We start from the raw sequence: 23,612 nt of genomic DNA on the forward strand, positions 1-23,612 counted from the left end.
CCACAGGCCCCACCGCACACCCCACAGCCGAGACGATCGAGCTCAACCCAGCCCGCCCACACTCGACCACCCTCTCCAGCCCATACGTCTGCAGATCCCGCACCGCAGCCAGAAAGTCCACAGGCACCGTGAGCTGCGCGACCAGCATCCCCTTCACATCGGTCTCACCCGTGACCAGCCGCCCCAGCCCCGGCGAGTAAAGCTGCGTCCTCGCCCCCCGCTGCGGAATGTCCTCAATGGCCGCCGCAAACGCGGCCTGCGCCGAAGCAAGCAGCGGATTATGAAAGGGATACGGAGCAGGCAACCGCACAGCCCGCACCCGAAGCACATCCGCAAGCGCGGCAAGCTCCCCCAGATCCGTCTCCGGCCCGGAAAGCACCACATGCCGCGGAGCGTTGATCACCGCGAGCCGGCTGCCGGGCCGCTCAGCGGCAGCCAGCAGCGCCTCCGCCCGCCGCGCGGACAGCTGGACGGCGAGCATGCCCCCGCTCCCGGCCGCCGTCTGCTCCAGCGCCTCGGCCCGATGGGCGGCGATACGCGCACCATCGGCGACCGTGAAGCACCCGGCATGTGCAGCCGCCGCGATCTCGCCCATGCTGTGCCCGAGGACCACATCAGCCCGCTCCCGGCGATCCGCGACCGCGGCATGGGCCAAGGCAGTGGCGTAGATCGCCAACTGCAACGCGAACGGATCCGTAGCAGCAAGCCGCCGGGCGTCAGGTGCGTCGGCATCGGCATCCCGCAGCAGCTTCGCCACGCCCGGCCGACCGAACTCGGCAGCCACCGCATCGACGGTATCCAGCAGTTCGGCCACGGGAGCGCCGAGCTCGTCGGCCAGCGCTCCGGGCCGATAGGCGCCCTGTCCGGGCAGCAGCAGTGCAGTTCTCAGATCCACTTCCGGCCCCCCGGGGCATGGTGTGAACGATCAGCAACTGTGCGGTACATGAAGAGTCGTGTCAGCCCACGGAGGAGCGCACTACCAAATAGGTCTAGGCCACCTTGCGCGCCGTCAGCCTACCCATCGCCGGACGGAGCGCAATAGGTCTACGCCATTTTCCCGAGGCCGGTAACTACCCAAGCCAGAAAGGAAGTTGGCGACAAAGAGGCCGGTCAGAGCCCCACGACGACAGACATCGCACGCAGCCCCGCGACCCGCTTCCCGTACACCGGCCGATGCGCGCCATCGACCGCCAGCGCCCGCATCCCGGCCGCCCGGGCCGCCAGCAACCCCGCGTCCGCGTCCTCCACAACCAAGCAATGCGCGGGATCCGCACCGAACTTCGCGGCAGCCCCGAGATACCCCTGCGGACTGGGCTTGCCCTCCTCGACATCCTCCGCGCACACCAGCACCTCCGGTACGGGCAGCCCCGCCGCCCCCATCCGAGCGCGGCTCACCGCCCGCGTCGCCGAGGTCACCACGCCCCAGCTCCCGACCGGCAGCGCGGCAAGCAGCCGCCCAGCCCCCGGCGCCGGCCGGACCCCCTCCGAGTCGGTGCAGGACACCTCGTCGAACCAGGCCAGCTCAGCATCCGGATCGGCACCCGGGGCCAACTCCCGTATGACGTCGATATCCCGCCGCCCGTGCGAGTGCCGGATCACCGCCTCCGGATCCAGCCCGTGCCGATCGGCCCACAGCCGGGTATGCCGGTCCATCGCGGCCTGCGAATCCACCAGCGTGCCGTCCATGTCGAAGAGCAGAACCCTGATGTCCGCCAGCCGTACCCGGACGCCGTCCGTGGCCGTGACCTCCACCAGCAGCGGCTCGTGCGCCACCTGCGACATACGGGACCATCCGTTCGAAGGGGCGGACTTCGCACCGGCAGGCCGTGATGTTATCCGGCCGCGACCCTGTGTACAGCCGCTTCCGTCGCGCTAGTTTGGTCCGCCATGCCGGACATAGACGTGGGCAGGATGAATGCCGAGGGGGGCCGCGGCTTCGTGCTCTTCCTGGTGGGGATGCGTTTCAACCGCCTCTGGAAGGTACGCAAATGGTGGCCGGCGTTCTTCGCCATGCCCAAGATGCTGGGCGAGCTCGCCGCGGATCCGGAGCTGGGTCTGCTCGGCGCCCGGGTGGCCCGGAGCGGCCGGACCATCACGGTGATCCAGTACTGGGAGAGCAGCGAGAAGATCATGGAATTCTCGCGCTCCCAGGACCGCCACCACCGCGCCTACTGGAAGTGGTTCAACGGCGCCGTCGGGTCGGGCGGTGACGTGGGCATCTGGCACGAGCTCTACCGCATCGAGCCGGACGCGTACGAGGCCCGCTACGTGAACATGCCGGCCTTCGGCCTGGGCCAGGCGATCGGCCGGACCCCGGGCCAGTCAGCCGGCCCCGGCGAGTGAGCAGGAGGGACGCGCGCCCATGGAGACCCGCGGCTTTCGCACCGGAGACGGCCCGGCCCTGATCGAGGCCTGGCGCCGCAGCGCACCCCGCGACCCGATCGGCCCGGCCCGCTTCCGTGAACTGGTCCTGCTGGACGCCAACTTCGACCCGCAGGGCCTCCGCCTCGCCCTCGACGACGGCCGCATCATCGGCGCCGCCTATGCCGTGCGCAGGCAGCTCCCGCTGCACGGCGCGGACCTGGAGCCGGAGCAGGGCTGGATCCCGTTCTTCTTCACCCACCCCGCCCACCGCCGCCGCGGCGTGGCGCGCCTGCTCCTCACCGAGGCGCTGGAGTGGCTGCGCAGCCACGGCCGCACCCGGGCCGACTTCTCCTCGTACGCCCCGAACTATTTCCTCCCCGGCCTGGACGCGACGACGTACCCCGAAGCGTCGGCCCTCCTCCGCGACCTGGGCTTCCGCCGGCTGTACGAGGCGGCAGCCATGGACCTGAGCCTCCTCGATTACGCCATGCCGCCCGCCGTGGCGGAACGCGTAGACCACCTCACCGCCACCGGCTACCGCTTCACCACCCCACTCGACGACGACCTCCCCGAGCTCCTCCACCTCGCCGGCAACCACTTCAATCCCGACTGGGCCCGAGCCATCCGCGCCTGCCTCCTGCGCGGCACCCCGCCGGAGCGGATCGTCACCGCCCGCGACCCGGCGGGCCGGCTGCTCGGCTGGGCCATGCACGAGGCGTACGAGGGGATGACCGAGCGCTTCGGCCCCTTCGGCGTACGCGAGGACGCCCGCGGCACCGGGCTCGGCAAGGCGCTGCTGCATCTGACGCTGGAGCGGATGCGCGGCTGCGGCGCACACTCGGCGTGGTTCCTGTGGACCGGCGAGCAGACCCCGGCCGGGCACCTGTACCGCGCGACCGGGTTCCGTACGACGCGCACCTTCCAGGTACTGCGCCGGGAGGAGGGAGCGTGACCGGCATGAAGACGGTCCTCGCCATCGGCGCCCACATCGGCGACATGGACCTCACCGCGGGCCCGATGCTCGCGGAGCACATCCTCGGAGGCGGCCGGGCCGTCATCCTGGCCCTGACGCCAGGGGAGCGGGGGCACCCCAAGCTCGACCCGGATACGTACAAGAAGCAGAAGCTCGCGGAAGGCCGGCAGTTCGCGCACGACATCGGCGCGGAGTTCGCCTGCTTCGACGACCTCTCCGACGGCTACCTCACCACCGGTGACGAGGTAGCGGAGCGGATCGCGGCGCTGATCCGCGACATCCGCCCGCACACCGTCATCGCGCACTGGCGGCACAGCATCCACAGCGACCACGAGAACGCGTCGGTGCTGGCGGAACGGGCGCGCTTCCTGGCCGGACTGCCGCAGCAAGGGCTGACCCGGCACCCGGTCACGGCGCTGTACTACGCCGAGAACTGGGAGGATGCGGAGGGCTTCACTCCGAGCCGTTATGTCCCGGTATCGGCCGCGGCGTACGACGCCTGGCGCGCCGCGATCGCCGAGCAGGCCTTCGCCCGGGGCGAGACGTACGGATTCCGCTACATCGACTACTACACGGCGCAAATGACCATGCGCGGCTGTCTCGCCGGCACCGAACGTGCCTGTGCGCTGGCGTTTCCTTCCCACGAGCGGCCCGCCGTGACCCCGCTCAGGGCGGGCTGAATCCTGGTTCCGGCGTCGGTGGTATGAACCTCTGCGACCAGCGGCGTCGCGCAGATTTCCGGGAGATCTCAATGCGGAGAATCTGTGGCCGAACTTTGTAAACGATCTTGCTCACGAGCGAGTAGTGGACTATACCTGTCGCGACCGGTGGCAATGACTGCCACCGGCACCGGGGTGGGTTGCGCTTGAAACGGCTGCTGCCGTGCGGCTTTGACGATCCCCGGGGGCGTTACCCCGCACGACTCCGATCAACAGAACGCGGCAATCGGCCCCTTCGCCGTACCCGAGCGATGGCAGGGACCCGGTACACCGTCTGAGTCCTGGAGAAAGCGAGGACTTGAACATGGGATCCACGCCTGACGTCGGCCGCCGTGATCTGAGCGAGCGGAGCACGACTGATCGTCACCGGTGCCGCTGAGCGGCTCCGCAGCGACGGCGACACGATCCGATGTATGTCCCCGCCAACGTCCCAAGCGCGGACGCACCCAAAGATGCGCTGGAAGCGCAGCCGGCAGCGGATGGCCAGCTTGGCCTGACAGCCACACACGCAACAAACCCAGGTAGATCAAATCGATCAGTGAGGATGCAGAGATGACCATTCGTAGCGGCGCTCTTGATAGGCGGACGCTCCTGCGCGGAGCGATCGCAACGGCAGCCATGGCGTCGATGGCGGCTGCGTGTGGCTCTCCCTCGAGCGATGACGGCAACGGCGGCCCGAAGGGCGAGAAGTCGTCGAAGAACCCGTTCGGTGTCGCCAAGAACTCCAAGGTCGAAGCAGCCATCTTCAACGGCGGCTACAAGACCGACTATGTCGATTACGTCAACAAGGTCATCGGGAGCCAGGTCAAGGGCGTCAAGGTCGACGTCAAGCCCGTCGTCGACATCGGCCCGGAGCTCCAGCCCCGGTTCGTCGGCGGCAACCCGCCGGACCTCATCGACAACTCGGGTGAGGACCAGATCGGGTTCCTCAAGATTCTCGATCAGCTCGAGGAGCTTGACGACGTCTTCGAGGCCAACAACTACGAGGGCAAGAAGATCGCCGACACGGTGTACCCCGGCGTCAAGGAGCCCGGTACGTACAACGGCAAGTTCGTCGGGCTGAACTACGTGATGACGGTGTACGGCGTCTGGTACTCGAAGACGCTGTTCGACGAGAACGGCTGGACCGCGCCGAAGACCTGGGACGAAGCGCTCGACCTCGGCCGGAAGGCCAAGAAGAAGGACAAGTACCTCTGGGTCCACGGCAAGGAAGCCGCGACGTACTACCTGACGCTGCTCATGAACTCGGCGATCAAGGAGGGCGGCGACGAGGTCCGGATCTCTCTCGAGAAGCTGGAGAAGGACTCCTGGTCGCAGAAGCCCATCCAGGATGTCCTCAAGATCATGGAGACCATGGTCAAGGAGAAGATGTTCGTTCCCGGTGGCTCCGGCACCCAGTTCCAGAAGGCGCAGGCACACTGGAGCAACGCGCAGAAGGCTCTCCTCTACCCGACCGGTGGCTGGATCGAGAACGAGATGATCAGGGCCACCAAGAAGAACTTCCAGATGACCGGGATTCCGGAGATGGTGCTCTCCGACAGCCCGAAGATGCCCTATGAGTCGGTTCGTGCGGCTGCGGGCGAGCCGTTCATCGTTCCCAAGAAGGGCAAGAACGCGGCCGGCGGCAAAGAGGTGCTGCGGGCGATGCTGTCCGAGCAGACGGCCAAGAACTTCTCCAAGACGCGGAAGGCCCCGACGATCGTCAAGGGCACCGTGCCCTCCGACGGCTACGGATCGACGGCACTGGTCTCGCAGACGAAGATGCTCGAGGCCGCGGGCAAGAACATCTTCAACTACCTGTTCATCACCGCCTACGGGATGAACCCCGACCTGCTGGTGCCGTGGAACTCGTTCCTTTCCGGCGACCTTGACGCCAAGGGCCTGACCTCGGCGATGCAGAAGATCTCCGACAAGATCCGGGAAGACGACTCCGTCAAGAAGCTCGAGGTCAAATAGCACCGCCATGAGCGAAACGACCACCAATCCCAAAGCCGCGAGCCGCCGGCGTGAGCCGGCCGCTCGCGGCGGGCGGCCCCGCCGCCGCAAGCTCACCTTCGACCGGGTGTCGTTCTTTATCGCGTTCCTCGGCGTCCCGTTGGCCGTGTTCGTGACCTTCGTCCTGTACCCATTCGCCCAGGCGATCTTCTGGGCGATGACCGACTGGGCGGGCTACAGCCAGGACTACAACTTCGTCGGGCTGGAGAACTTCACCGAGCTGTTCCAGGACGAGATCTTCCTGAAGGCGTTGCGCAACGTCGCGTTGCTGGCGGCCGTCGTCCCGTTTGTGACGTTGTCGCTCGCCCTCGGGGTCGCGGTGGCCATCACCCTGGGAGGGCCCAGCAAGGGCCCCGTCCGTGGGATCGGGGCCGCGTCGTTCTACCGCATCATCTCGTTCTTCCCCTACGTCGTGCCGGCGATCATTGTCGGCCTGATCTGGGCGCAGATGTTCGACCCGAACGCCGGCCTGCTCAACGGCATCCTCACCAAGCTCGGTCTGGACTTCGAAGAGTTCAGCTGGCTGGGTAAGAAGTCGACCGCGATGCCGTCCGTGATGTTCGTCTTCATCTGGGGGCTCGTCGGCTTCTACGCGGTGCTCTTCATCGCCGCGATCAAGGGAGTCCCCGCCGAGCTGTACGAGGCGGCCAGGATCGACGGGGCCGGCCGGTTCCGGATGACGCTCTCGGTCACCCTGCCGACGATTCGGGACACTGTGCAGACGGCGTACATCTATCTGGGCATCGCCGCGCTGGACGCGTTCGTCTTCGTACAGGCGCTGTTGCCGCAGGGCGGGCCGGACAACTCGACCCTCACGATCAGCCAGGATCTGTACATCACCGCATTCACGAAGGGGAAGTTCGGATATGCCACCGCGATGGGTGTCGTCCTCGCGGTTGTCACCCTGGTGTTCGCGGCGCTGGTGTTCGCCGTCAATCGCCTGACCGGCGGCGGCGAGGAAAAGAAGCAGAAGGCGCCTGCGCGCGGAGCTCTTCCTGCTGGAGCTGAAGGAGGCGCTCAGTGAGTACCACAACCGCCGACCAGAAGCTGGGCACCACCGCCACCGGCGATCAGAAGCTGACGAAAGTCACCGCAGCCGGCGACCGCAGGTTTGCGGCGATCGCACACACCTTGATGAGCCTGTGGGCCGTGATCGTGATCGTGCCCATGGTGTGGGTGCTGGTTTCGTCGTTCAAGTCGACCAGCGAGATTCTGTCATCGCCGTTCAAGCTGCCGAAGAAGTGGCGGTTCGAGAACTACGAGAACGCATGGACTGACGCGAACATCGGGAAGTACTTCATCAACTCGGTGATCGTCGTCGTCTGTGCGCTGTTCCTGGTGATGCTGCTGGGCGCGATGTGCGCCTACATCCTGGCGCGGTTCCAGTTCCCCGGACGCCGGCTGATCTACTACACGATGCTGGCCGGACTGACCTTCCCGGTCTTCCTGGCGATCGTGCCGCTGTTCTTCCAGCTGCAGAACTTCGGGCTGCTGAACACGCGTCTGGGACTGATCCTCACTTATGTCGCGTTCGCGCTGCCGTTCACGATGTTCTTCCTCTACGCGTTCTTCCGGTCACTGCCGCATGACGTCTACGAGGCCGCGCAGATCGACGGCGCCGGCGAATGGCGAGCGTTCTTCCAGGTGATGCTGCCGATGGCGCAACCAGGAATGGCCGCGGTGGCGATCTTCAACTTCCTGGGGTTGTGGAACCAGTTCCTGCTGCCGGTCACGCTCAACACCAACCAGGACAACTGGGTCCTGACCCAGGGCATGGCCGCCTACGCGTCCTCGCAGGCCTACGACATCGACTACGGGGCGCTGTTCGCGGCGATCGTGGTCACGGTGGTGCCTGTGCTGATCGTGTACGTCCTCTTCCAACGCCGAATCGCCGGCTCGGTGTCCCAGGGCACCTTCCGCTGAAACCTGCCGCCTGACCGCCCGCCGGGGGTTGACCATCGTCGACCCCCGGTCGGGCAGTTGCGCCCTGCCGCAACGCTGCGATGCGCGGAGTCCCGTCCGAAAAAATTGGAGAAATCGTCATGATGAGATTAGGTGCGAGAAGCGTCGTGGTGGCGGGGGCAGTGCTCGCCGCGATCGGCCTGACCGCCGGCTCGGCAGCTGCCGACAATGGCTACGCCGACATCACGCCACAGGGCTATGCAAATTTCATAGGCAACGGTGACAAGTTGTCGGCCTGCGACAACTCGGGCACCGACGGCGTCAAGGTCCGGGCCAGTGTGCAGAAGTGGAACGACTCGTTGAACGTATGGCAGGCGGTCAAGGCGGTGGATGCCCCGCTGGGCGGGGGCTGCGACAACACCACTGCTGACGTCGAGCCCGACTCGGCGCTGGTCCGCGTGCACATCTGGACCGAGCGCAGCAGCACCGGAGCCAATCTAGAGCACGACTACAGCCGCTCGTTCCATGCCGACAATGGCACGACCTGGCACTACGACGACTGACCGCTTCCGTAGTTGAACGCCGCCGACTGTCCCTCCTCCAGTCGGCGGCGTAATGGCGCTGTTCGTGATGATGCTGGCCGGGCTGACCTTCCCGGTCTTCCTGGCGATCGTGATCACGGTGGTGCCCGTACTGATCGTGTACGTCCTCTTCCAACGCCGGATCGCCGGCTCAGTGTCCCAGCGCTCCACCGAGGTCTCAGTCTGGTCAAGGTCTTGACGCAGGTAACCCATCCCACCCAGCCTATAGTTCACTAGTTGTAGACAGTCCGGACCCCATAGGCGTGGCCCGGACGGCGAGCCGGCCGTCGTGCCGTGCTCGCCCAGGCGGGAGTGGATGGTCGTGCAGACTCCGGGGTCGCAGTCATCGCTGCACCGGGCCAATCTCGAGCGGGTCGTGCGTGCCGTGCGCCTGGCCGGCTCGCTCACCCAGGCGGAGATCGCGAGGAGCACCGGACTGTCCGCCGCGACGGTCTCCAATATCGTCCGTGAGCTGCAGGAATCCGGCACGGTCAGCGTCACCCCGACCTCCGCAGGCGGGCGCCGGGCGCGGGCCGTATCGCTCAGCGGGGACGCCGGCATCGTCATCGGCGTCGACTTCGGCCATACGCACCTGCGCGTCGCGATCGGCAACCTCGCGCACCAGGTCCTCGCCGAGGAATCCGAGCCGATCGACGTCGACGCCTCCGCGGCCGAGGGCCTCGACCGGGCAGAAGACCTGGTCAAACGCCTGCTCGCCGACACCGGCGCCCCCGCCGAGAAGACCGTCGGCGTCGGCCTCGGCGTCCCAGGACCCATCGATGTGGAGACCGGAGCCCTCGGCTCCACCGCGATCCTCCCGGGCTGGGCCGGTACGAACCCCCGCGAGGACCTCGCGGAGCGCCTCGGCGTCCCCGTCTACGTCGACAACGACGCCAATCTCGGCGCCCTCGGCGAGCTCGTCTGGGGCGCGGGCCGCGGCGCCAAGGACCTCGCGTACATCAAGGTCGCCAGCGGTGTCGGCGCCGGGCTCGTGATCAACGGGCAGATCTACCGAGGCCCCGGCGGCACCGCCGGCGAGATCGGCCACATCACCCTCGACGAATCCGGGCCCGTCTGCCGCTGCGGCAATCGCGGATGCCTGGAGACCTTTACCGCCGGCCGGTACATTCTCGGCCTGCTCGCCGCGAGCCACGGCCCGGATCTGACCGTGGAGCGCATGGTTCAGCTCGCCCGCGAGGGCGACCCCGGCTGCCGCCGCGTCATCGCCGATGTCGGACGACACATCGGCAGCGGCGTGGCCAGCCTCTGCAATCTCCTCAATCCCAGCCGCGTAGTCCTAGGTGGCGACCTCGCGGAGGCCGGAGAGCTGGTCCTGGACCCGATCAGCGAGTCGGTCTCGCGGTACGCGATTCCCAGCGCAGCACGGCAGTTGACGCTTGTTTCCGGAGCGCTCGGCAGCCGGGCGGGGGTGCTCGGGGCGCTGGCCCTCGTACTCAGCGAGATGGGCGATACGTCCGTTTTGGACGGAGCTGCGCCTTCTCAGGTCGCTGCGTTCACCTAAAGAACGCCTGGCATCGTTGTCGTCTCGTTAAATAAACACTTCTTGACGGTAACGCCCCGGGCGAGTTGACTTCGTGGCACCTCGGCCGCAACGACGCGGCCTCGTCAGGGAGGTTTTCCCACGTGAACACGCATCTGCGTCGTGCGGCCATTGGACTGGCCGCAGTTTCCATGACCGTCGGTCTCGCGGCCTGTGGCAGCGCGAAGGAGTCCGGCGACAACGGTGACAAGGGCGACGGCGGCAAGAAGACCGACGCCCTCAAGATCGGTCTCCTGCTCCCCGAGAACCAGACCGCTCGGTACGAGAAGTTCGACAAGCCGCTGATCGAGAAGAAGATCAGCGAGCTCACCGGCGGCAAGGCGAAGGTCTCCTACGTCAACGCCAAGCAGGACGCCACGCTGCAGACCCAGCAGATGGACACGATGATCACGAACAAGATGGACGCGATCATCCTGGACTCGGTCGACTCCAAGGCGATAGCCGGCTCGGTCAAGAAGGCCGACGACGCCGACATCCCCGTGGTGGCCTTCGACCGTCTCGCCGAGGGTCCGATCTCCGGCTACACCTCGTTCGACAACGCGCAGGTCGGCAAGGCCCAGGGTGAGGCCCTGCTGAAGGCGCTCGGCGACAAGGCCAAGGACGGCCAGATCGTCATGATGAACGGTGCCAAGACCGACCCCAACGCCGGCGACTACAAGAAGGGCGCCCACTCCGTCCTCGACGGCAAGGTGAAGATCGGCAAGGAGTACGACACCAAGGAGTGGAAGCCGGAGAACGCCAACGCCAACATGGAGGGCGCGATCTCGGCGATCGGCAAGGACAAGATCGTCGGCGTCTACTCCGCGAACGACGGCATGGCGGGCGGCATCATCACTGCCCTGAAGGGCGCAGGCCTCGACAAGCTCCCGCCGGTCACCGGCCAGGACGCCGAGCTCGCCGCCGTGCAGCGGATCGTCGCCGGTGAGCAGTACCAGAGCGTTTACAAGCCGTACAAGGGCGAGGCAGACGCCGCCGCCGAGATGGCCGTGAAGCTCGCCAAGGGCGAGAAGCTCGGTGCCGAGGCCCCGGACAAGGTCGACAGCCCGACCACCAAGGGCGTGCCGGCCAAGCTGATCGACGTGGTCTCGCTGACCAAGGAGAACGTCCAGGACACCGTCATCAAGGACAAGATCTGGACGGTCGAGGAGATCTGCACCGCGAAGTACAAGGCCGCCTGCGACAAGCTCGGCCTCAAGTAACTCCCGGCGCACTCCACCCCTCATCCGCCCGGCGCCCCGCCCCCTTCCACCACCCCCGCTGACGGGGGCGGGGCACCGGGCATCACCACCCCCCAGCTTCATTGCTTTACATCCCCGCCGGTCAGGCGGCGAAGGAGATGGTTCACGTGTCCGCTACGCCCGTGTTGGCGTTGCGCGGGGTCTCCAAGCGTTTCGGTGCCGTTCAGGCGCTCACCGACGTCGAGCTTGAAGTCCACGCCGGTGAAGTCATGGCCCTCGTGGGCGATAACGGTGCCGGAAAGTCCACGCTGGTGAAGACGATCGCCGGCGTGCACCCCATCGATGACGGCGTCATCGAGTGGGGCGGCAAGTCCGTCAGTATCCACAAGCCGCACGATGCCCAGGACCTGGGCATCGCGACGGTCTACCAGGACCTGGCGCTGTGCGACAACATCGATGTTGTCGGCAACCTCTTCCTCGGCCGCGAGATCAAGAAGCGCGGCGTGCTGGACGAGGTCGAGATGGAGCGCCGCTCGCGCGAGCTGCTCTCCACGCTCTCCATCCGCATCCCGAGCGTGCGCATCCCGATCGCCTCGCTGTCCGGCGGTCAGCGCCAGACCGTGGCCATCGCCCGCTCCATGCTCGGCGAGCCCAAGCTGGTCATCCTCGACGAGCCCACCGCGGCCCTCGGCGTCGAGCAGACCGCCCAGGTCCTCGACCTGGTCGAGCGGCTCCGCGAGCGCGGCCACGCCGTCATCCTGATCAGCCACAACATGGAGGACGTCAAGGCCGTCGCCGACAAGGTGGCGGTGCTGCGCCTCGGCCGTAACAACGGCGTCTTCGACGTGAAGTCCACGTCCCACGAAGAGATCATCGCCGCCATCACCGGTGCCACGGACAACGCCGTGACCCGCCGGGCGGCACGGACCGGCGCGGAGAGCGCCGAGGCCGAGAACGTGGAGGTCAAGAAGTGAAGACCGAAAAGACCTCCGCGCCCGCCGGCACCGCAGTGCCGGGCCAGGCCGCACCGGTCGACGCCCCGGCCGCCGCGGCCGCCGCGGTCACCGCGGTCGACCCCCGGCTACTCGTCCGCGAGCAGGGCTTCCTCGGCTACTGGACCGAGCTGAAGCGCAAGGTCAAGGCCGGCGACCTGGGCTCCATACCCGTCGTCGTGGGTCTGGCGATCATCTGCATCGTCTTCCAGAGCATGAACTCGGCATTCCTCTCCGCCGAGAACATCAACAACATCACCGTGACCATGGTGGCCACCGGCATGATGGCGGTCGGCATCGTCTTCGTGCTGATGCTCGGCGAGATCGACCTGTCGGTCGGCTCCGTCAGCGGCGCGGCCGGCGCGATCGTCGCGGTGCTCAGCGTCAATGAGGGCATGGCCGAGTGGCTCGCCCTGATCGTCGCCATCCTCAGCGGTACGGTCATGGGCGCTCTGCACGGCTGGTTCTTCGCCCGCCTCGGCGCTCCCGCGTTCGCCGTGACCCTCGCCGGCCTGCTGTTCTGGCTCGGCTTCATGCTGCAGATCCTCGGCGACTCCGGCACCATCAACATCGATGGCGACGGCGTGATCGGCAAGCTCACCACGTACTACTTCGCGGATGTCGCGGCCGCCTACGGCCTCGCCACGGTCGTGGTCGGGCTGTTCTTCGTCACCTCCTTCGTCGGCAACCGCCGGCGCGAGGCCGCGGGCGTGCCGTTCCGGCCGATGAGCGACCTGGTGCTGCGCACCGTGGTGCTGGCGGTCGTCTCGTACGCCGCGGCGGTGATGTACAACCAGTACAAGGGCCTGCCGCTGGCGGTCGTGCTCTTCCTCGTCGTCCTGATCGGCACGGACTTCCTGCTCCGCCGCACCTCGTACGGGCGCAAGATCTTCGCGCTCGGCGGCAGCGTCGAGGCATCTCGCCGCGCGGGCATCAACGTCGAGCTGGTCCGGATCTCGGTCTTCGCCATCGCCGGCACCTTCGCGGCCATCGGCGGCCTCTTCTGGGCCTCGAAGATCGCGGCGGCGAACCAGGGCGCCGGCACCGGCGACCTGCTGATGAACGTCATCGCGGCGGCCGTCATCGGCGGCACCAGCCTCTTCGGTGGCCGCGGCCGCACCTGGAACGCGCTGCTCGGTGTGCTCGTGATCACCGCGATCCAGTACGGCCTGGCGCTGGAGGGCATCGCCACCCCGGTGCAGTACATGATCACCGGCGGCGTGCTGCTGGCCACCGTGGTCATCGACTCCGTCACCCGCAAGACGCAGCGGACCGCGGGCCGCGCCTGACCGCGGCACCGCACGCAAGAGGCCCCGCCCGGGTCAGCGACCCGGGCGGGGCTGCGCTGTTTGTGGCACGACTGTGTCACCCGATGTGTCATAGATCGCAGGCGATCACGCCCGTCACCCCCCACGATTAGACTCGACGGATCGGCATCCCCAAGGAATGGCTGCCGGAGTGGCTCGAACAGCAAGGAGGAACGGGTGGCACTGCTTGCCCGTATCAAGGGACCGCGCGACCTGGACCGCCTCACCGCCGAGCAGCTCGAGCAGCTGGCCGCGGAGATCCGGACCTTCCTGGTGGAGTCCGTCGCCCGCACCGGCGGTCACCTCGGCCCCAACCTCGGTGTCGTCGAGCTGACCATCGCGCTGCACCGGGTCTTCGACTCGCCGCGGGACCGCGTGCTGTGGGACACCGGGCATCAGGCGTACGTGCACAAGCTGCTCACCGGCCGGCAGGACTTCGCGAAGCTGCGGACGAAGGGTGGTCTTTCCGGCTATCCCTCCCGCGCCGAGTCCGAGCACGACGTCATCGAGAACAGCCACGCCTCCACCGTCCTCGGCTGGGCCGACGGCCTGGCCAAGGCGAACGAGGTGCAGGGCAAGGACGCTCACGTCGCCGCCGTGATCGGCGACGGCGCGCTCACCGGCGGCATGGCCTGGGAGGCGCTCAACAACATCGCCGAGGCGCAGGACCGCCCCCTCGTCATCGTCGTCAACGACAACGAGCGCTCCTACGCCCCCACCATCGGCGGCCTCGCCAACCACCTCGCCACCCTCCGCACCACCGAGGGCTACGAGCGCTTCCTCGCCCGTACGAAGGACCTCCTCGACCGCACCCCGGTCGTCGGCAAGCCGCTTTACGAGACGCTCCACGGCGCCAAGAAGGGGCTGAAGGACTTCATCGCCCCGCAGGGCATGTTCGAGGACCTCGGCATCAAGTACGTCGGCCCGATCGACGGGCACGACGTCACCGCCGTCGAGTCCGCGCTGCTGCGCGCCAAGCGCTTCGGCGGGCCGGTCATCGTGCACTGCCTCACCGAGAAGGGGCGCGGTTACCTCCCCGCCCGTAAGGACGAGGCCGATCAGTTCCACGCCGTCGGCGTCATCCACCCCGACACCGGGCTTCCCGTCGCCGCCTCCGGCGAGGACTGGACCAGCGTCTTCGGCGACGAGATGGTCAAGCTCGGGCAGGAGCGCGCCGACATCGTCGCCATCACCGCCGCGATGCTGCGCCCGGTCGGCCTGAAGGACTTCGCCGACGAGTTCCCCGACCGGATCTACGACGTCGGCATCGCCGAGCAGCACGCCGCCGTCTCCGCGGCCGGCCTCGCCACCGGCGGGCTGCACCCGGTCGTCGCCGTTTACGCCACCTTCCTCAACCGCGCCTTCGACCAGGTCCTGATGGACGTGGCGCTGCACAAGTGCGGGGTCACCTTCGTCCTCGACCGGGCCGGCGTCACCGGCACCGACGGCGCCTCGCACAACGGCATGTGGGACATGTCCGTCCTCCAGGTCGTCCCCGGCCTGCGCATCGCCGCCCCGCGCGACGCCGACCAGGTGCGCGCCCAGCTCCGCGAGGCCGTCGACGTCGACGACGCCCCCACCGTGGTCCGCTACTCCAAGGGCGCGGTCGGCCCGGCCGTCCCCGCCGTGGGCCGGATCGGCGGCATGGACGTGCTGCGCAAGCCGTCCGCCGACGCCGGCACCTCCGACCGCGACGCCGACGTCCTCCTGGTCTCGGTCGGCGCCCTGGCCCCGATGTGCCTGGAGATCGCCGACCTCCTCGACAAGCAGGGCATCTCGGCCACGGTGGTCGACCCGCGCTGGGTCAAGCCGGTCGACGAGCAGCTCCCGGCCCTCGCCGAGCGCCACCGCGTCGTCGTCACCGTCGAGGACAACGTCCGCTCCGGCGGCGTCGGCTCCGCCGTCGCCCAGGCCCTGCGCGACGCCGGCGTCGACCTGCCGCTGCGCGACTTCGGCATCCCGGAGCGCTTCCTCGACCACGCCTCCCGCAAGGAGGTCATGGCGGAGATCGGCCTGACCGCCCCCGACATCGCCCGCCAGGTCACCGGCCTGGTCGCCCGCCTCGACGGCGTCCCGGCGGCCCGCGAGCAGGACTCGGCGCCGGTACGCGACTGACTGGCCCCGCGCGCCGGGCCCGTACGGCACTAGGCCGTACGGCGCCGGGCCCGTACGGGTGACCGCCGCCCCGATCCGTATACGCACCACCCCCGCCAGGGAACCCTCCCCGGCGGAGGTGGTGCGCCCGTGCCCGGACCCGGCAGCATGTTCCGTACGAAGTCCGTCGAGCAGTCCATCCAGGACACCGAGGAGCCCGAGCACCGGCTGAAGAAGTCGCTGTCCGCCCTCGATCTCACGGTCTTCGGCGTCGGTGTCGTCATCGGCACCGGCATCTTCGTCCTCACCGGCACCATCGCCCGCGACACCGCGGGCCCCGCCACCGCCCTCGCCTTCATCCTCGCGGGCGTGGTCTGCGCGCTGGCCGCGCTCTGCTACGCCGAGTTCGCCTCGACCGTGCCGGTGGCGGGCTCCGCGTACACCTTCAGCTACGCCTCCATGGGCGAGCTGCCCGCCTGGATCATCGGCTGGGACCTGGTGCTGGAGCTGGCGCTCGGCTGCGCGGTCGTCGCGGTCGGCTGGTCCGGGTACGTCCGGTCGCTGATGGACTCGGCCGGCATCGCCCTGCCGCAGCAGCTCTCCGGCACCCACGACGGGGTCTTCGGCTTCGACCTGCTGGCCGCGCTGCTGGTGCTGGCGATCACGGCCGTACTGGTGGCGGGCATGAAGCTGTCGTCCCGGGTGACGGCGGTCGTGGTGGCGATCAAGGTCACCGTGGTGCTGCTGGTGATCATCGCCGGCGCCTTCTTCATCAAGGGCTCGAACTACTCCCCGTTCATCCCGCCCTCCAAGGCCGCCGAGGGCGGCAGCGGCATCCACGCCCCGCTGGTCCAGCTGCTCTTCGGCTTCACCCCGAGCAACTTCGGCGTGATGGGGATCTTCGCGGCCGCGGCGGTGGTCTTCTTCGCCTTCATCGGCTTCGACATCGTGGCGACGGCGGCGGAGGAGACCAAGCTCCCGCAGCGCGACGTCCCGCGCGGCATCCTCGGCTCGCTGGCGATCTGCACCCTGCTCTACGTCCTGGTGTCGCTGGTGGTCACCGGCATGCAGCACTACACGGAGCTGACCACGGACGCGCCGCTGGCGGACGCGTTCAAGGCGGTGGGCCACCCCTTCTGGGCCAGCCTGATCAGCTTCGGCGCGGCGGTCGGCCTGACCACGGTGTGTCTGATCCTGCTGATGGGCCAGACCCGGGTGTTCTTCGCGATGAGCCGCGACGGCCTGCTGCCGCGCTTCTTCTCCCGGGTGCATCCGCGGTTCGGGACGCCGTACCGCTCCACGCTGCTGCTGGGCCTGCTGGTCGCCGTCGTGGCCGGCTTCACCTCGATCGACGAGCTGGCGGAGCTGGTGAACATCGGCACCCTCTTCGCCTTCGTGCTGGTGGCGGTGGGCGTCGTGGTCCTGCGCCGCACCCGCCCCGACCTGCCGCGCGGCTTCCGGGCGCCGTGGGTGCCGGTGCTGCCCGCGCTGTCGGTGCTGGCGTCGCTGTGGCTGATGCTGAACCTGCCGGCGGAGACGTGGCTGCGGTTCGCGGTGTGGATGGCGCTGGGCGTGGTCGTGTACTTCGCGTACGGGCGGCGGAACAGCCGGCTGGGGAAGACGCAGGGGTCCCAGGGGCTCTAGCGCGGCCGGACGGTCCGCGGCCCGGCGACCTCCGCGCCCAGCGCCCGCACGCGCTCGCGCAGCTCGCGGTCGGCGGTGACGACGAGGACATCGCGCGGCTCGCCGTCCCCGGCCTCAGATGCCTCGCGCGCTTCGCGTACGAGCTCCACGATCCGGTCGTCCCCGCTGCCCGCCGCGGCCACCACCCGTACCCCCGGAACGGGCTCCACCCCGCGCGCCGCCCCCTCCACGACGAGCAGCACCTCGACCGGCGGCTCCAGCCCCGGCACGCCTTCATCGCCGTACGGCACCAGCGCGTCCCGCAGCCGCTCGGCGGCCCCGTGCCGGTCGCGCCACCAGCCGTCGGGTACGGAACCGACGACGTTCGCGCCGTCGACGACCAAGAGGGGGAGCGGGTCAGACATGGCGCCAGCCTTTCACGGTACGCACGGCCCGCCGTCAAGACTCTTGTTCAACCTCACCTCTGCGTGTGATCAACCGGCTGATCGCACTTAACTCCCCGCCCGGACTGGCAACACTGCACGCATGGCACCGCGGACCTCAACCTCACCGACGGTGATCGCTCTGATCCCCGCCCACAACGAGGAAGCGCGGATCGCCGGCGCGATCGGCGGCCTGCGGGCCCAGCACCACCAGCCGGACCGGGTCGTCGTCGTGGCCGACAACTGCACCGACCGCACCGAGGACATCGCGTACGCGGCCGGCGCGGAGGTCTTCAAGACGTACGACAACGTCCACAAGAAGGCGGGCGCGCTGAATCAGGCCCTGGAGTATTTCGTCCCGCAGCTGCACCCGGACGACCTGATCCTGATCCAGGACGCCGACACGGTCATATCCCCGACCTTCATCGGCGCGGCGCGGACAGCGATGGGCGAGAAGGTCCCGGCAGTGGGCGGAATCTTCCACGGCGAGGCGGGCGGCGGGCTGCTGGGCATGCTCCAGCGGATGGAATTCCACCGCTACGCCGACGACATCAAGCGCAAGCGCAACCGCGCGGACGTCCTGACGGGGACGGGCACCCTCTTCCGGGTCGGCGTCCTGCGCGAGGTCCGCCGCGGCCGGCTGGCGGGGCGGGTGGGCGACGGCACCTCGTACTACTCCCTGGTCTCGCTCACCGAGGACGACGAGATCACCAAGGCGATCAAGACGCTCGGCTACCGGACGGTCTCGCCGCCCGGCTGCGAGGTGGTCACCGAGGTGATGCCGAACCTGCCGAAGCTCTGGCACCAGCGCATCCGCTGGCAGCGCGGCGCCCTGGAGAACCTCCGCGAATACGGCCTGACCAGGGTCACCGCGCCGTATGTCTTCCGCCAGCTGATGATGGGCTTCTCCTGCATCGCCCTGCTGCTGTACTTCGTGCTGATGGCGCTGATCCTGGTGCTGTTCGGCTGGCCCAGCCTCGACCCCTTCTGGGCGTCGATCGGCCTGATCTTCATGGCGGAGAAGGTCTTCACGGTCCGCAAGGCCGGCCTGCGGGCCCAACTCCTCGCCGCCCTCATCGTGGTGGAGCTGCTCTACGACCTGTTCCAGCACTTCGTGTACTTCCGCTCCCTGTTCGACATGCTGCTGCGCCGCAGGGAGCGGTGGATGGCCACGTGAGTCGTCACGCGGCCGAGAGAAACACCCAGCACAGAGGAGAAACCCGCTTGTACGGAAACGCCGCCTCCACCGGAACCGCCGGCGCCGGAGGCGCCGCCCTCGCCTCGACGGGCGTCAGCACCCTCGGCTCGATCGTCGCCGCCACGACACTGCTGATGGCCGGCCTGGCCCTGACCAAGCTGGTCGCCCGCCGCCGTAACAGGGAGGGGTAAGCAACTACACCCGCCACTCGGCGAATTCCACCAGTCCCCGCACCCCGGTCCCGCCGCCCGCCGCCGTCATGAACACCCCGGCGTCCTGGCGGCGGGCCGCTCCCGGCACCCGGACCCGGCCCACCCGGCGCCAGCTGCGGCCGTCGTCCGTCGACAGTTCGCCCGTGTACGTGGCGCCGTCCCGGCTCAGCCGCAGCGTGACCGGCGCCGAAATCCCCGGCACCCGCACCGACTTGTTCGCCGAGCCGTTGGCGTCGGAGTCGTAGGAGAGGATGACGCCCCTGGCCGGGGTGATACTCAGGGTCACCAGGCCCTTCGCGGCCGTCCTGGAGATGTCGTCGCGTACGACCAGTCCCGCCCGGGCCCAATTCGCCGTCGGTTCCTGGGAGTCGACCCGGACCGTCGTCGAGCCGTGCCGACTCAGAGCGCCCTCCCGGTAGATGGCCCCGAACTCCTCGTTGCCCTTCCAGAAGTCCCGCCCCGCGCCCGCGATCCCGAGGCGCCCGTCGGCCGCCTCGCCGAAGACCGCGCCGTTGCTGGTATAGGTGCGCAGGCCCGCGCTCCGGACCGGGCGGCCCGCGTAGACCGCGCCGCGCGTCGGGTGCGACATGCGCTCCCCGCCCTCCGCGCCGTAGCCGGTGTTGAGCTGGTACGGGAGGGGGAGCAGCGGGCGGTCCGGGGCCTTCTCCGGGGCCTTGACCTGCCATGTCGCGGTCGTCGTGCCCGCCGGCGGGACCGACTGGGCGGGGATCCGGACGCCTGCCGGGGCGGCGTCCAGGTCGTGCAGCAGCATGTCGATCCGGCCCGTCGCGGCCAGGCCGTTCTCATTGCGGAAGGTGGCCCGCAGCTCGCCCGTCGTGCCCGGCGCCAGCACCTTCGGCGCGTGCGTGACCGTCACGCTGCCCTGGTACGGGGCCGTGGCCAGGTAGTCGCGGACCCGGGCCGCAGTCCGGTACGCGTCCGCCACCGGCCGCGTCGCGTGCCCCTCCGTGCCCCGCGTCCACGCCGACTCGAAGGCGTACCAGTCGATGTCCGCCGGCTCCCGGTCCTCCGCCAGCGCCGTCTCGTGCGCATCGAGGAAGCGGCGCCAGCGCGGCAGGTGGAGGCCGGAGAAGAGGCCGTGCCAGTCGCGGTCGGCGTAGTCGGCGAGGTGGTCGTCGGCCGTCTCGCGGCCTGCCCAGGTGGTCAGGAGCACACGCGCGGTGTGTTCGTAACGGGCCGATTCCGCCGCCGATGTGCCCGACCGCCGCGCCCGCGCCAGCCACGGCCCCAGCAGGAACGCCGCGTGCGCGCCCGTCACTTCCTCGCTGAGCTGGATCAGCTGCAGCCACAGCTTCGACAGCCGCCGGAAGGCGCGTAGATCCTTCCGCTCGTACGCCGCCCGCAGCTGCGGGAACAGCACCCGCGACCGGTTCGCCAGGCACTGCCGCGCCACGTCCACGACGTCGTGGCGGTACGCGTCCGAGTCACGCAGCCGCTCCGGCACCCGCAGCAGCCCCGCCAGCGCCGCGTCGAAGTCCGGCTGGTCGTACGCGCCGTCGTATGTGTTCGCGCCCGCGGTCCACGACGGGCGGACCGCGAAGATGCTCTCGTACGGGCGGCCGTCGATGCTGTTCAGCTCGTACGCCGTCGAGCGCAGCGCCGCGAAGGCGTCCCGCGCGCCGTCCGCCTCGCCGCCGTACCGGAAGCGCGCGTACCTGGCGAACCAGTCGGCCCGGTCCACCGCCTCCTCCCGCCACGCCAGTTCGCTGAAGAGCTCGAAGGCCGCCGGGTCGCGGTCGGTCGCCTCCGGCATGTAGGCCGTACCGGCGAGCGCGCTGCCCTCCCGGTCGCGCCAGGACGTGAAGCGCTCGGTCCAGTGGTGGGTCTTGGCGCCGAGGGTCGTGCGGCCGCCGAAGTTCGGGATGGAGCCGAAGCAGTACGGGGTGCCTGCCCACGTCGTCTCGCGGTCGGTCGTGGCGTCCAGGTCCGACAGGCCGTCCACGATCAGCATCCGGGAGGTGTCGACTCCGCTGAGCAGCTCGTGGGTGGGGTTGTTCTGCCAGCCGATGATGACCCAGGTCGCGTCGGGATGGGCGGTGCGCAGGGCCTGCTGCACCGCGCCCGCCGCCTCCGGGACCGGCACGTCGCCGGGGCGGCCGCCCTCGTGCAGCAGGTCCATCTTGTAGTGCCGGGAGGCGCCGAAGAGTTCGGTCTGGTGGCGGTAGTACGCGGCCGCCACTTCCCGGAACAGCGGGGTGCGCGGGTCGAGCCAGTCGGGGCGGCGCAGCGCGTTCCAGGTGCCCTGGGGGATGGTGGCGGCGCCGTGGTTGCGGTCGGCGAAGTCCGTCGGGACGGAGCCGAACCAGCCGGGCAGGACGGGGGACATGCCCAGGTCGCGCAGCCGCTGGACGATCTTCCGGCCGAGCTCGATCCGCTGCGTCAGGCCCTCGGGCGACATCGGCCCGCCGTAGCCGCTCATGTTCTGCAGCAGCCACCACGGCTGGTGGGAGGGGGCCGGTATCCAGGCGCGGCTCTCCTTGTCGGAGTAGCCGAAGTCCTTCAGCAGCCGGTGGTGGACGGCCTCCTGGCCCGGGGTCACGTAGACCTGATTGCAGCCGTGCAGGGCGAGGACGTCGATCATCCGCTCCCACTGCGGCCAGGCGTCGTACGGGCCGGTGTAGCCGTCGTGGGTGTCGTTGAGCGCGAACCGGGCGGGGACGGTGGCGCTGCGGCTCAGTCGGGAGCCCGGCGCGGGGAGGGTGCGGGGGAGGTTCAGCTGCGAGCCGGACCAGGATATGTGCGCGTCGCAGACGTACTTCAGGTACCAGTGCAGGCCGGTGAGCATCACCGCCGGGGTGGTGCCGGCTATCTCGATCGCGCCCCGCGAGCCGCCGACCTCGAACCGGTCGCCTCTATCGGCAGCAGCAGCCTCGGCCAGTGGCGCGAAGGTGATCTGGTCGGCGTGCTCGGGGAGCAGCCGGCGCGCGGCGGCCAGCGCCGGGCCCGGGTCGGGGGCGGTCCGGCGTCCGGTCCCGCCGCGCGCCACCCAGGCGCCGCCGCCGAGAGCTGCTCCGGCACTCAGGACACCTGCGCTGCCCAGCAGCGTACGTCGGCTCACTTCAGTCACCCGGGGCACGGTAGACAACAAAGTAAACGAGGCGCAAAAAACCAGCGGAAAACTGGGCACAAGGGACTTTGGTCCCGATGGTTAGGGACTTTTGCGCGGCATGTCCCCTCCGTCCACGCGGAAAGGTGCAAAGCGTGAGGCGTACGCACCGCGGAGGGGATTCCAGTTGAAGATCGCGTTTCTGCTGTACAACGCCTACGGGATTGGCGGCACCATCCGGTCCACGTTCAATCTCGCGGGCGCGCTGTCCAAGCGGCACGACGTGACCATCGTCAGCGTGCACAAAACGGCCAAGCGGCCGGCGCTGCCGCTGGCGAAGAAGGTCAAGGTCGTCGACCTCGTCGACCTGCGGAAGTCCCAGCCCAGCTACGAGGGCGGCCATCCGCTGGCGGCCGAGCAGCGGACCATCATGCCCAGTGACGGCCCGGCGCACGGCGCCGGCGGCCAGGGCGGGCTGCTCAGCGAGATACGGATCGAGCAGTACCTCCGCGGCACCGACGCCGACGTGGTCGTGGCCACCCGCCCGTTCCTGGTCGCCTGCCTCGCCGAGTTCGGCGACGGCCGGTACCTGCGCATCGGCCAGGAGCACCTCACGCACTCCATGCACCGCGAGCCGGTGCGCTCCGAGCAGAACGCCGCCATCGCGGGCCTCGACGCCTGGATCACCGTCTCCGAGGGCGACGCCGAGGCGTACCGCAAGGCACTCGGCCCGACCGACACCCACATCCAGTGCATCCCGAACGGCTCCCCGGCCCCCGCCGTCGAGCCCGCCGCCGGCGACGCGAAGGTCGTGGTCGCGGCCGGCCGGCTGATCCGGGTCAAGCGCTACGAGCGGCTCATCGAGGCCTTCGGCAAGGTCGCCGCGCAGCGCCCCGACTGGACGCTGCGGATCTACGGCCGCGGCGGCAAGCGCGACGCGCTCAGGCAGCGCATCGACGAGCTCGGCCTGCACAACAACGTCTTCCTGATGGGCCCGCACTCCCCGATCGAGACCGAGTGGGCCAAGGGCGCCATCGCCGCCGTCTCCAGCGACGGCGAGTCGTTCGGCATGACCATCGTCGAGGCGATGCACTGCGGCGTGCCGGTGATCAGCACCGACTGCGACTACGGACCCGGCGAGATCATCACCGACGGGCAGGACGGCGTCCTGGTCCCGATGGGGAAGGGCGTCGTGGACGCGTACGCCGACGCGCTGCTGAAGCTCATCGACGACGAGGACCGCCGCCACGAGATGGGCCGCAACGCCCGCGAGAAGGCGCGGCGTTACCTGCCGGAGCGGATCGCCGAGCGGTACGAGGACCTCTTCGCGCTGCTGCGGCCGGTGCCGCCGGCGGACGAGCCCGCGCTCGCGGCGACCCCGCCCGCGCCCACCGCCATCCCCG

The 23,612-nt window shown here is 69.1% G+C and carries 21 protein-coding genes; 17 read left to right on the forward strand and 4 right to left on the reverse strand.

The features are described from left to right. A partial coding sequence (locus tag G5C51_RS24060; RefSeq protein ID WP_165240274.1) for an acyltransferase domain-containing protein occupies positions 1–895 on the reverse strand: 895 nt, incomplete at its 3' end. Between the two features lie 215 nt (positions 896–1,110). After that, positions 1,111–1,782 (reverse strand): HAD-IA family hydrolase, encoded by a 672-nt coding sequence (locus G5C51_RS24065; RefSeq protein WP_165240275.1) that lies wholly within the window; start codon positions 1,780–1,782, stop codon positions 1,111–1,113. 105 nt (positions 1,783–1,887) lie between these two features. On the opposite strand from G5C51_RS24065, the gene G5C51_RS24070 reads away from it, so the two are divergent. The 14 genes from G5C51_RS24070 (at position 1,888) to G5C51_RS24135 (ending at position 17,310) form a co-directional block, all read left to right on the forward strand. After that, positions 1,888–2,343, forward strand: coding sequence for a DUF4188 domain-containing protein (locus G5C51_RS24070; RefSeq protein ID WP_165240276.1), 456 nt, complete (start codon positions 1,888–1,890; stop codon positions 2,341–2,343). A 19-nt stretch (positions 2,344–2,362) separates the two neighbouring features. Beyond that, positions 2,363–3,316: a GNAT family N-acetyltransferase gene (locus tag G5C51_RS24075; protein WP_165240277.1), complete on the forward strand. Its 954-nt coding sequence runs from the start codon at positions 2,363–2,365 to the stop codon at positions 3,314–3,316. A gap of 5 nt (positions 3,317–3,321) precedes the next feature. Next, positions 3,322–4,017 carry a PIG-L deacetylase family protein gene (locus G5C51_RS24080; protein ID WP_165240291.1) on the forward strand — a complete coding sequence of 232 codons (696 nt, stop codon included), beginning with the start codon at positions 3,322–3,324 and terminating at the stop codon, positions 4,015–4,017. A 591-nt stretch (positions 4,018–4,608) separates the two neighbouring features. Beyond that, positions 4,609–6,012, forward strand: coding sequence for an N-acetylglucosamine/diacetylchitobiose ABC transporter substrate-binding protein (ngcE, locus tag G5C51_RS24085; protein WP_165240278.1), 1,404 nt, complete (start codon positions 4,609–4,611; stop codon positions 6,010–6,012). Between the two features lie 7 nt (positions 6,013–6,019). After that, complete coding sequence (locus tag G5C51_RS24090; RefSeq protein ID WP_165240279.1) at positions 6,020–7,075, forward strand: carbohydrate ABC transporter permease; 1,056 nt, start codon at positions 6,020–6,022, stop codon at positions 7,073–7,075. Beyond that, positions 7,072–7,974, forward strand: a complete 903-nt coding sequence (locus tag G5C51_RS24095; protein WP_165240280.1) for an ABC transporter permease subunit — start codon at positions 7,072–7,074, stop codon at positions 7,972–7,974. Before G5C51_RS24090 ends, G5C51_RS24095 begins: the two co-directional genes overlap by 4 nt. A gap of 161 nt (positions 7,975–8,135) precedes the next feature. Then, positions 8,136–8,516, forward strand: coding sequence for a hypothetical protein (locus G5C51_RS24100; protein WP_165240281.1), 381 nt, complete (start codon positions 8,136–8,138; stop codon positions 8,514–8,516). Positions 8,517–8,568: 52 nt separating this feature from the next. After that, on the forward strand, positions 8,569–8,733 hold the full coding sequence (locus G5C51_RS24105) for a hypothetical protein (protein WP_165240273.1): 165 nt from the start codon (positions 8,569–8,571) through the stop codon (positions 8,731–8,733). Positions 8,734–8,856: 123 nt separating this feature from the next. Then, on the forward strand, positions 8,857–10,056 hold the full coding sequence (locus tag G5C51_RS24110; protein WP_165240292.1) for an ROK family protein: 1,200 nt from the start codon (positions 8,857–8,859) through the stop codon (positions 10,054–10,056). A 134-nt stretch (positions 10,057–10,190) separates the two neighbouring features. Next, positions 10,191–11,294 carry an ABC transporter substrate-binding protein gene (locus G5C51_RS24115; RefSeq protein ID WP_240929892.1) on the forward strand — a complete coding sequence of 368 codons (1,104 nt, stop codon included), beginning with the start codon at positions 10,191–10,193 and terminating at the stop codon, positions 11,292–11,294. Between the two features lie 137 nt (positions 11,295–11,431). Further along, a complete protein-coding gene (locus tag G5C51_RS24120; protein ID WP_165240283.1) occupies positions 11,432–12,247 on the forward strand; it encodes an ATP-binding cassette domain-containing protein in 816 nt (271 codons plus the stop codon). Then, positions 12,244–13,554, forward strand: a complete 1,311-nt coding sequence (locus G5C51_RS24125; RefSeq protein ID WP_165240284.1) for an ABC transporter permease subunit — start codon at positions 12,244–12,246, stop codon at positions 13,552–13,554. The genes G5C51_RS24120 and G5C51_RS24125 overlap by 4 nt, the downstream gene beginning before the upstream one ends. A gap of 195 nt (positions 13,555–13,749) precedes the next feature. Then, positions 13,750–15,687, forward strand: coding sequence for a 1-deoxy-D-xylulose-5-phosphate synthase (gene dxs, locus G5C51_RS24130; RefSeq protein ID WP_165240285.1), 1,938 nt, complete (start codon positions 13,750–13,752; stop codon positions 15,685–15,687). 147 nt (positions 15,688–15,834) lie between these two features. Next, positions 15,835–17,310, forward strand: a complete 1,476-nt coding sequence (locus G5C51_RS24135) for an amino acid permease (RefSeq protein WP_165240293.1) — start codon at positions 15,835–15,837, stop codon at positions 17,308–17,310. Here G5C51_RS24135 and G5C51_RS24140 read toward each other — a convergent pair. Further along, positions 17,307–17,714: a PIN domain-containing protein gene (locus G5C51_RS24140; RefSeq protein ID WP_165240286.1), complete on the reverse strand. Its 408-nt coding sequence runs from the start codon at positions 17,712–17,714 to the stop codon at positions 17,307–17,309. The genes G5C51_RS24135 and G5C51_RS24140 overlap by 4 nt on opposite strands. 151 nt (positions 17,715–17,865) lie before the next feature. Here G5C51_RS24140 and G5C51_RS24145 point away from each other — a divergent pair, with 151 nt between their 5' ends. After that, entirely contained in the window at positions 17,866–18,909 is a 1,044-nt protein-coding gene (locus tag G5C51_RS24145) for a glycosyltransferase family 2 protein (RefSeq protein ID WP_338118284.1), read from the forward strand. 47 nt (positions 18,910–18,956) lie between these two features. Next, on the forward strand, positions 18,957–19,121 hold the full coding sequence (locus tag G5C51_RS24150; protein WP_165240288.1) for a hypothetical protein: 165 nt from the start codon (positions 18,957–18,959) through the stop codon (positions 19,119–19,121). Between the two features lie 4 nt (positions 19,122–19,125). On the opposite strand, the gene G5C51_RS24155 is transcribed toward G5C51_RS24150, so the two are convergent. After that, the gene (locus G5C51_RS24155; protein WP_165240289.1) at positions 19,126–22,230 is read right to left on the reverse strand and encodes an alpha-N-acetylglucosaminidase TIM-barrel domain-containing protein; all 3,105 of its coding nucleotides are present in this window, start codon (positions 22,228–22,230) and stop codon (positions 19,126–19,128) included. 166 nt (positions 22,231–22,396) lie between these two features. Between G5C51_RS24155 and G5C51_RS24160 the strand changes: the two genes are divergently transcribed. Beyond that, the coding region (locus tag G5C51_RS24160) for a glycosyltransferase family 4 protein (RefSeq protein WP_165240290.1) at positions 22,397–23,612 on the forward strand (1,216 nt) is incomplete at its 3' end.

The organism is Streptomyces coryli, assembly GCF_011044975.1.
GTDB classification, from domain to species: Bacteria; Actinomycetota; Actinomycetes; order Streptomycetales; family Streptomycetaceae; genus Streptomyces; species Streptomyces coryli.

Coding starts and splice junctions, on each gene's coding strand:
- G5C51_RS24065 (WP_165240275.1), bottom strand. CDS start 1,782: ATGTCGCAGGTGGCGCACGAGCCGCTGCTGGTGGAGGTCACGGCCACG.
- G5C51_RS24070 (WP_165240276.1), top strand. CDS start 1,888: ATGCCGGACATAGACGTGGGCAGGATGAATGCCGAGGGGGGCCGCGGC.
- G5C51_RS24075 (WP_165240277.1), top strand. CDS start 2,363: ATGGAGACCCGCGGCTTTCGCACCGGAGACGGCCCGGCCCTGATCGAG.
- G5C51_RS24080 (WP_165240291.1), top strand. CDS start 3,322: ATGAAGACGGTCCTCGCCATCGGCGCCCACATCGGCGACATGGACCTC.
- ngcE (WP_165240278.1), top strand. CDS start 4,609: ATGACCATTCGTAGCGGCGCTCTTGATAGGCGGACGCTCCTGCGCGGA.
- G5C51_RS24090 (WP_165240279.1), top strand. CDS start 6,020: ATGAGCGAAACGACCACCAATCCCAAAGCCGCGAGCCGCCGGCGTGAG.
- G5C51_RS24105 (WP_165240273.1), top strand. CDS start 8,569: ATGGCGCTGTTCGTGATGATGCTGGCCGGGCTGACCTTCCCGGTCTTC.
- G5C51_RS24120 (WP_165240283.1), top strand. CDS start 11,432: ATGGTTCACGTGTCCGCTACGCCCGTGTTGGCGTTGCGCGGGGTCTCC.
- G5C51_RS24135 (WP_165240293.1), top strand. CDS start 15,835: ATGTTCCGTACGAAGTCCGTCGAGCAGTCCATCCAGGACACCGAGGAG.
- G5C51_RS24140 (WP_165240286.1), bottom strand. CDS start 17,714: ATGTCTGACCCGCTCCCCCTCTTGGTCGTCGACGGCGCGAACGTCGTC.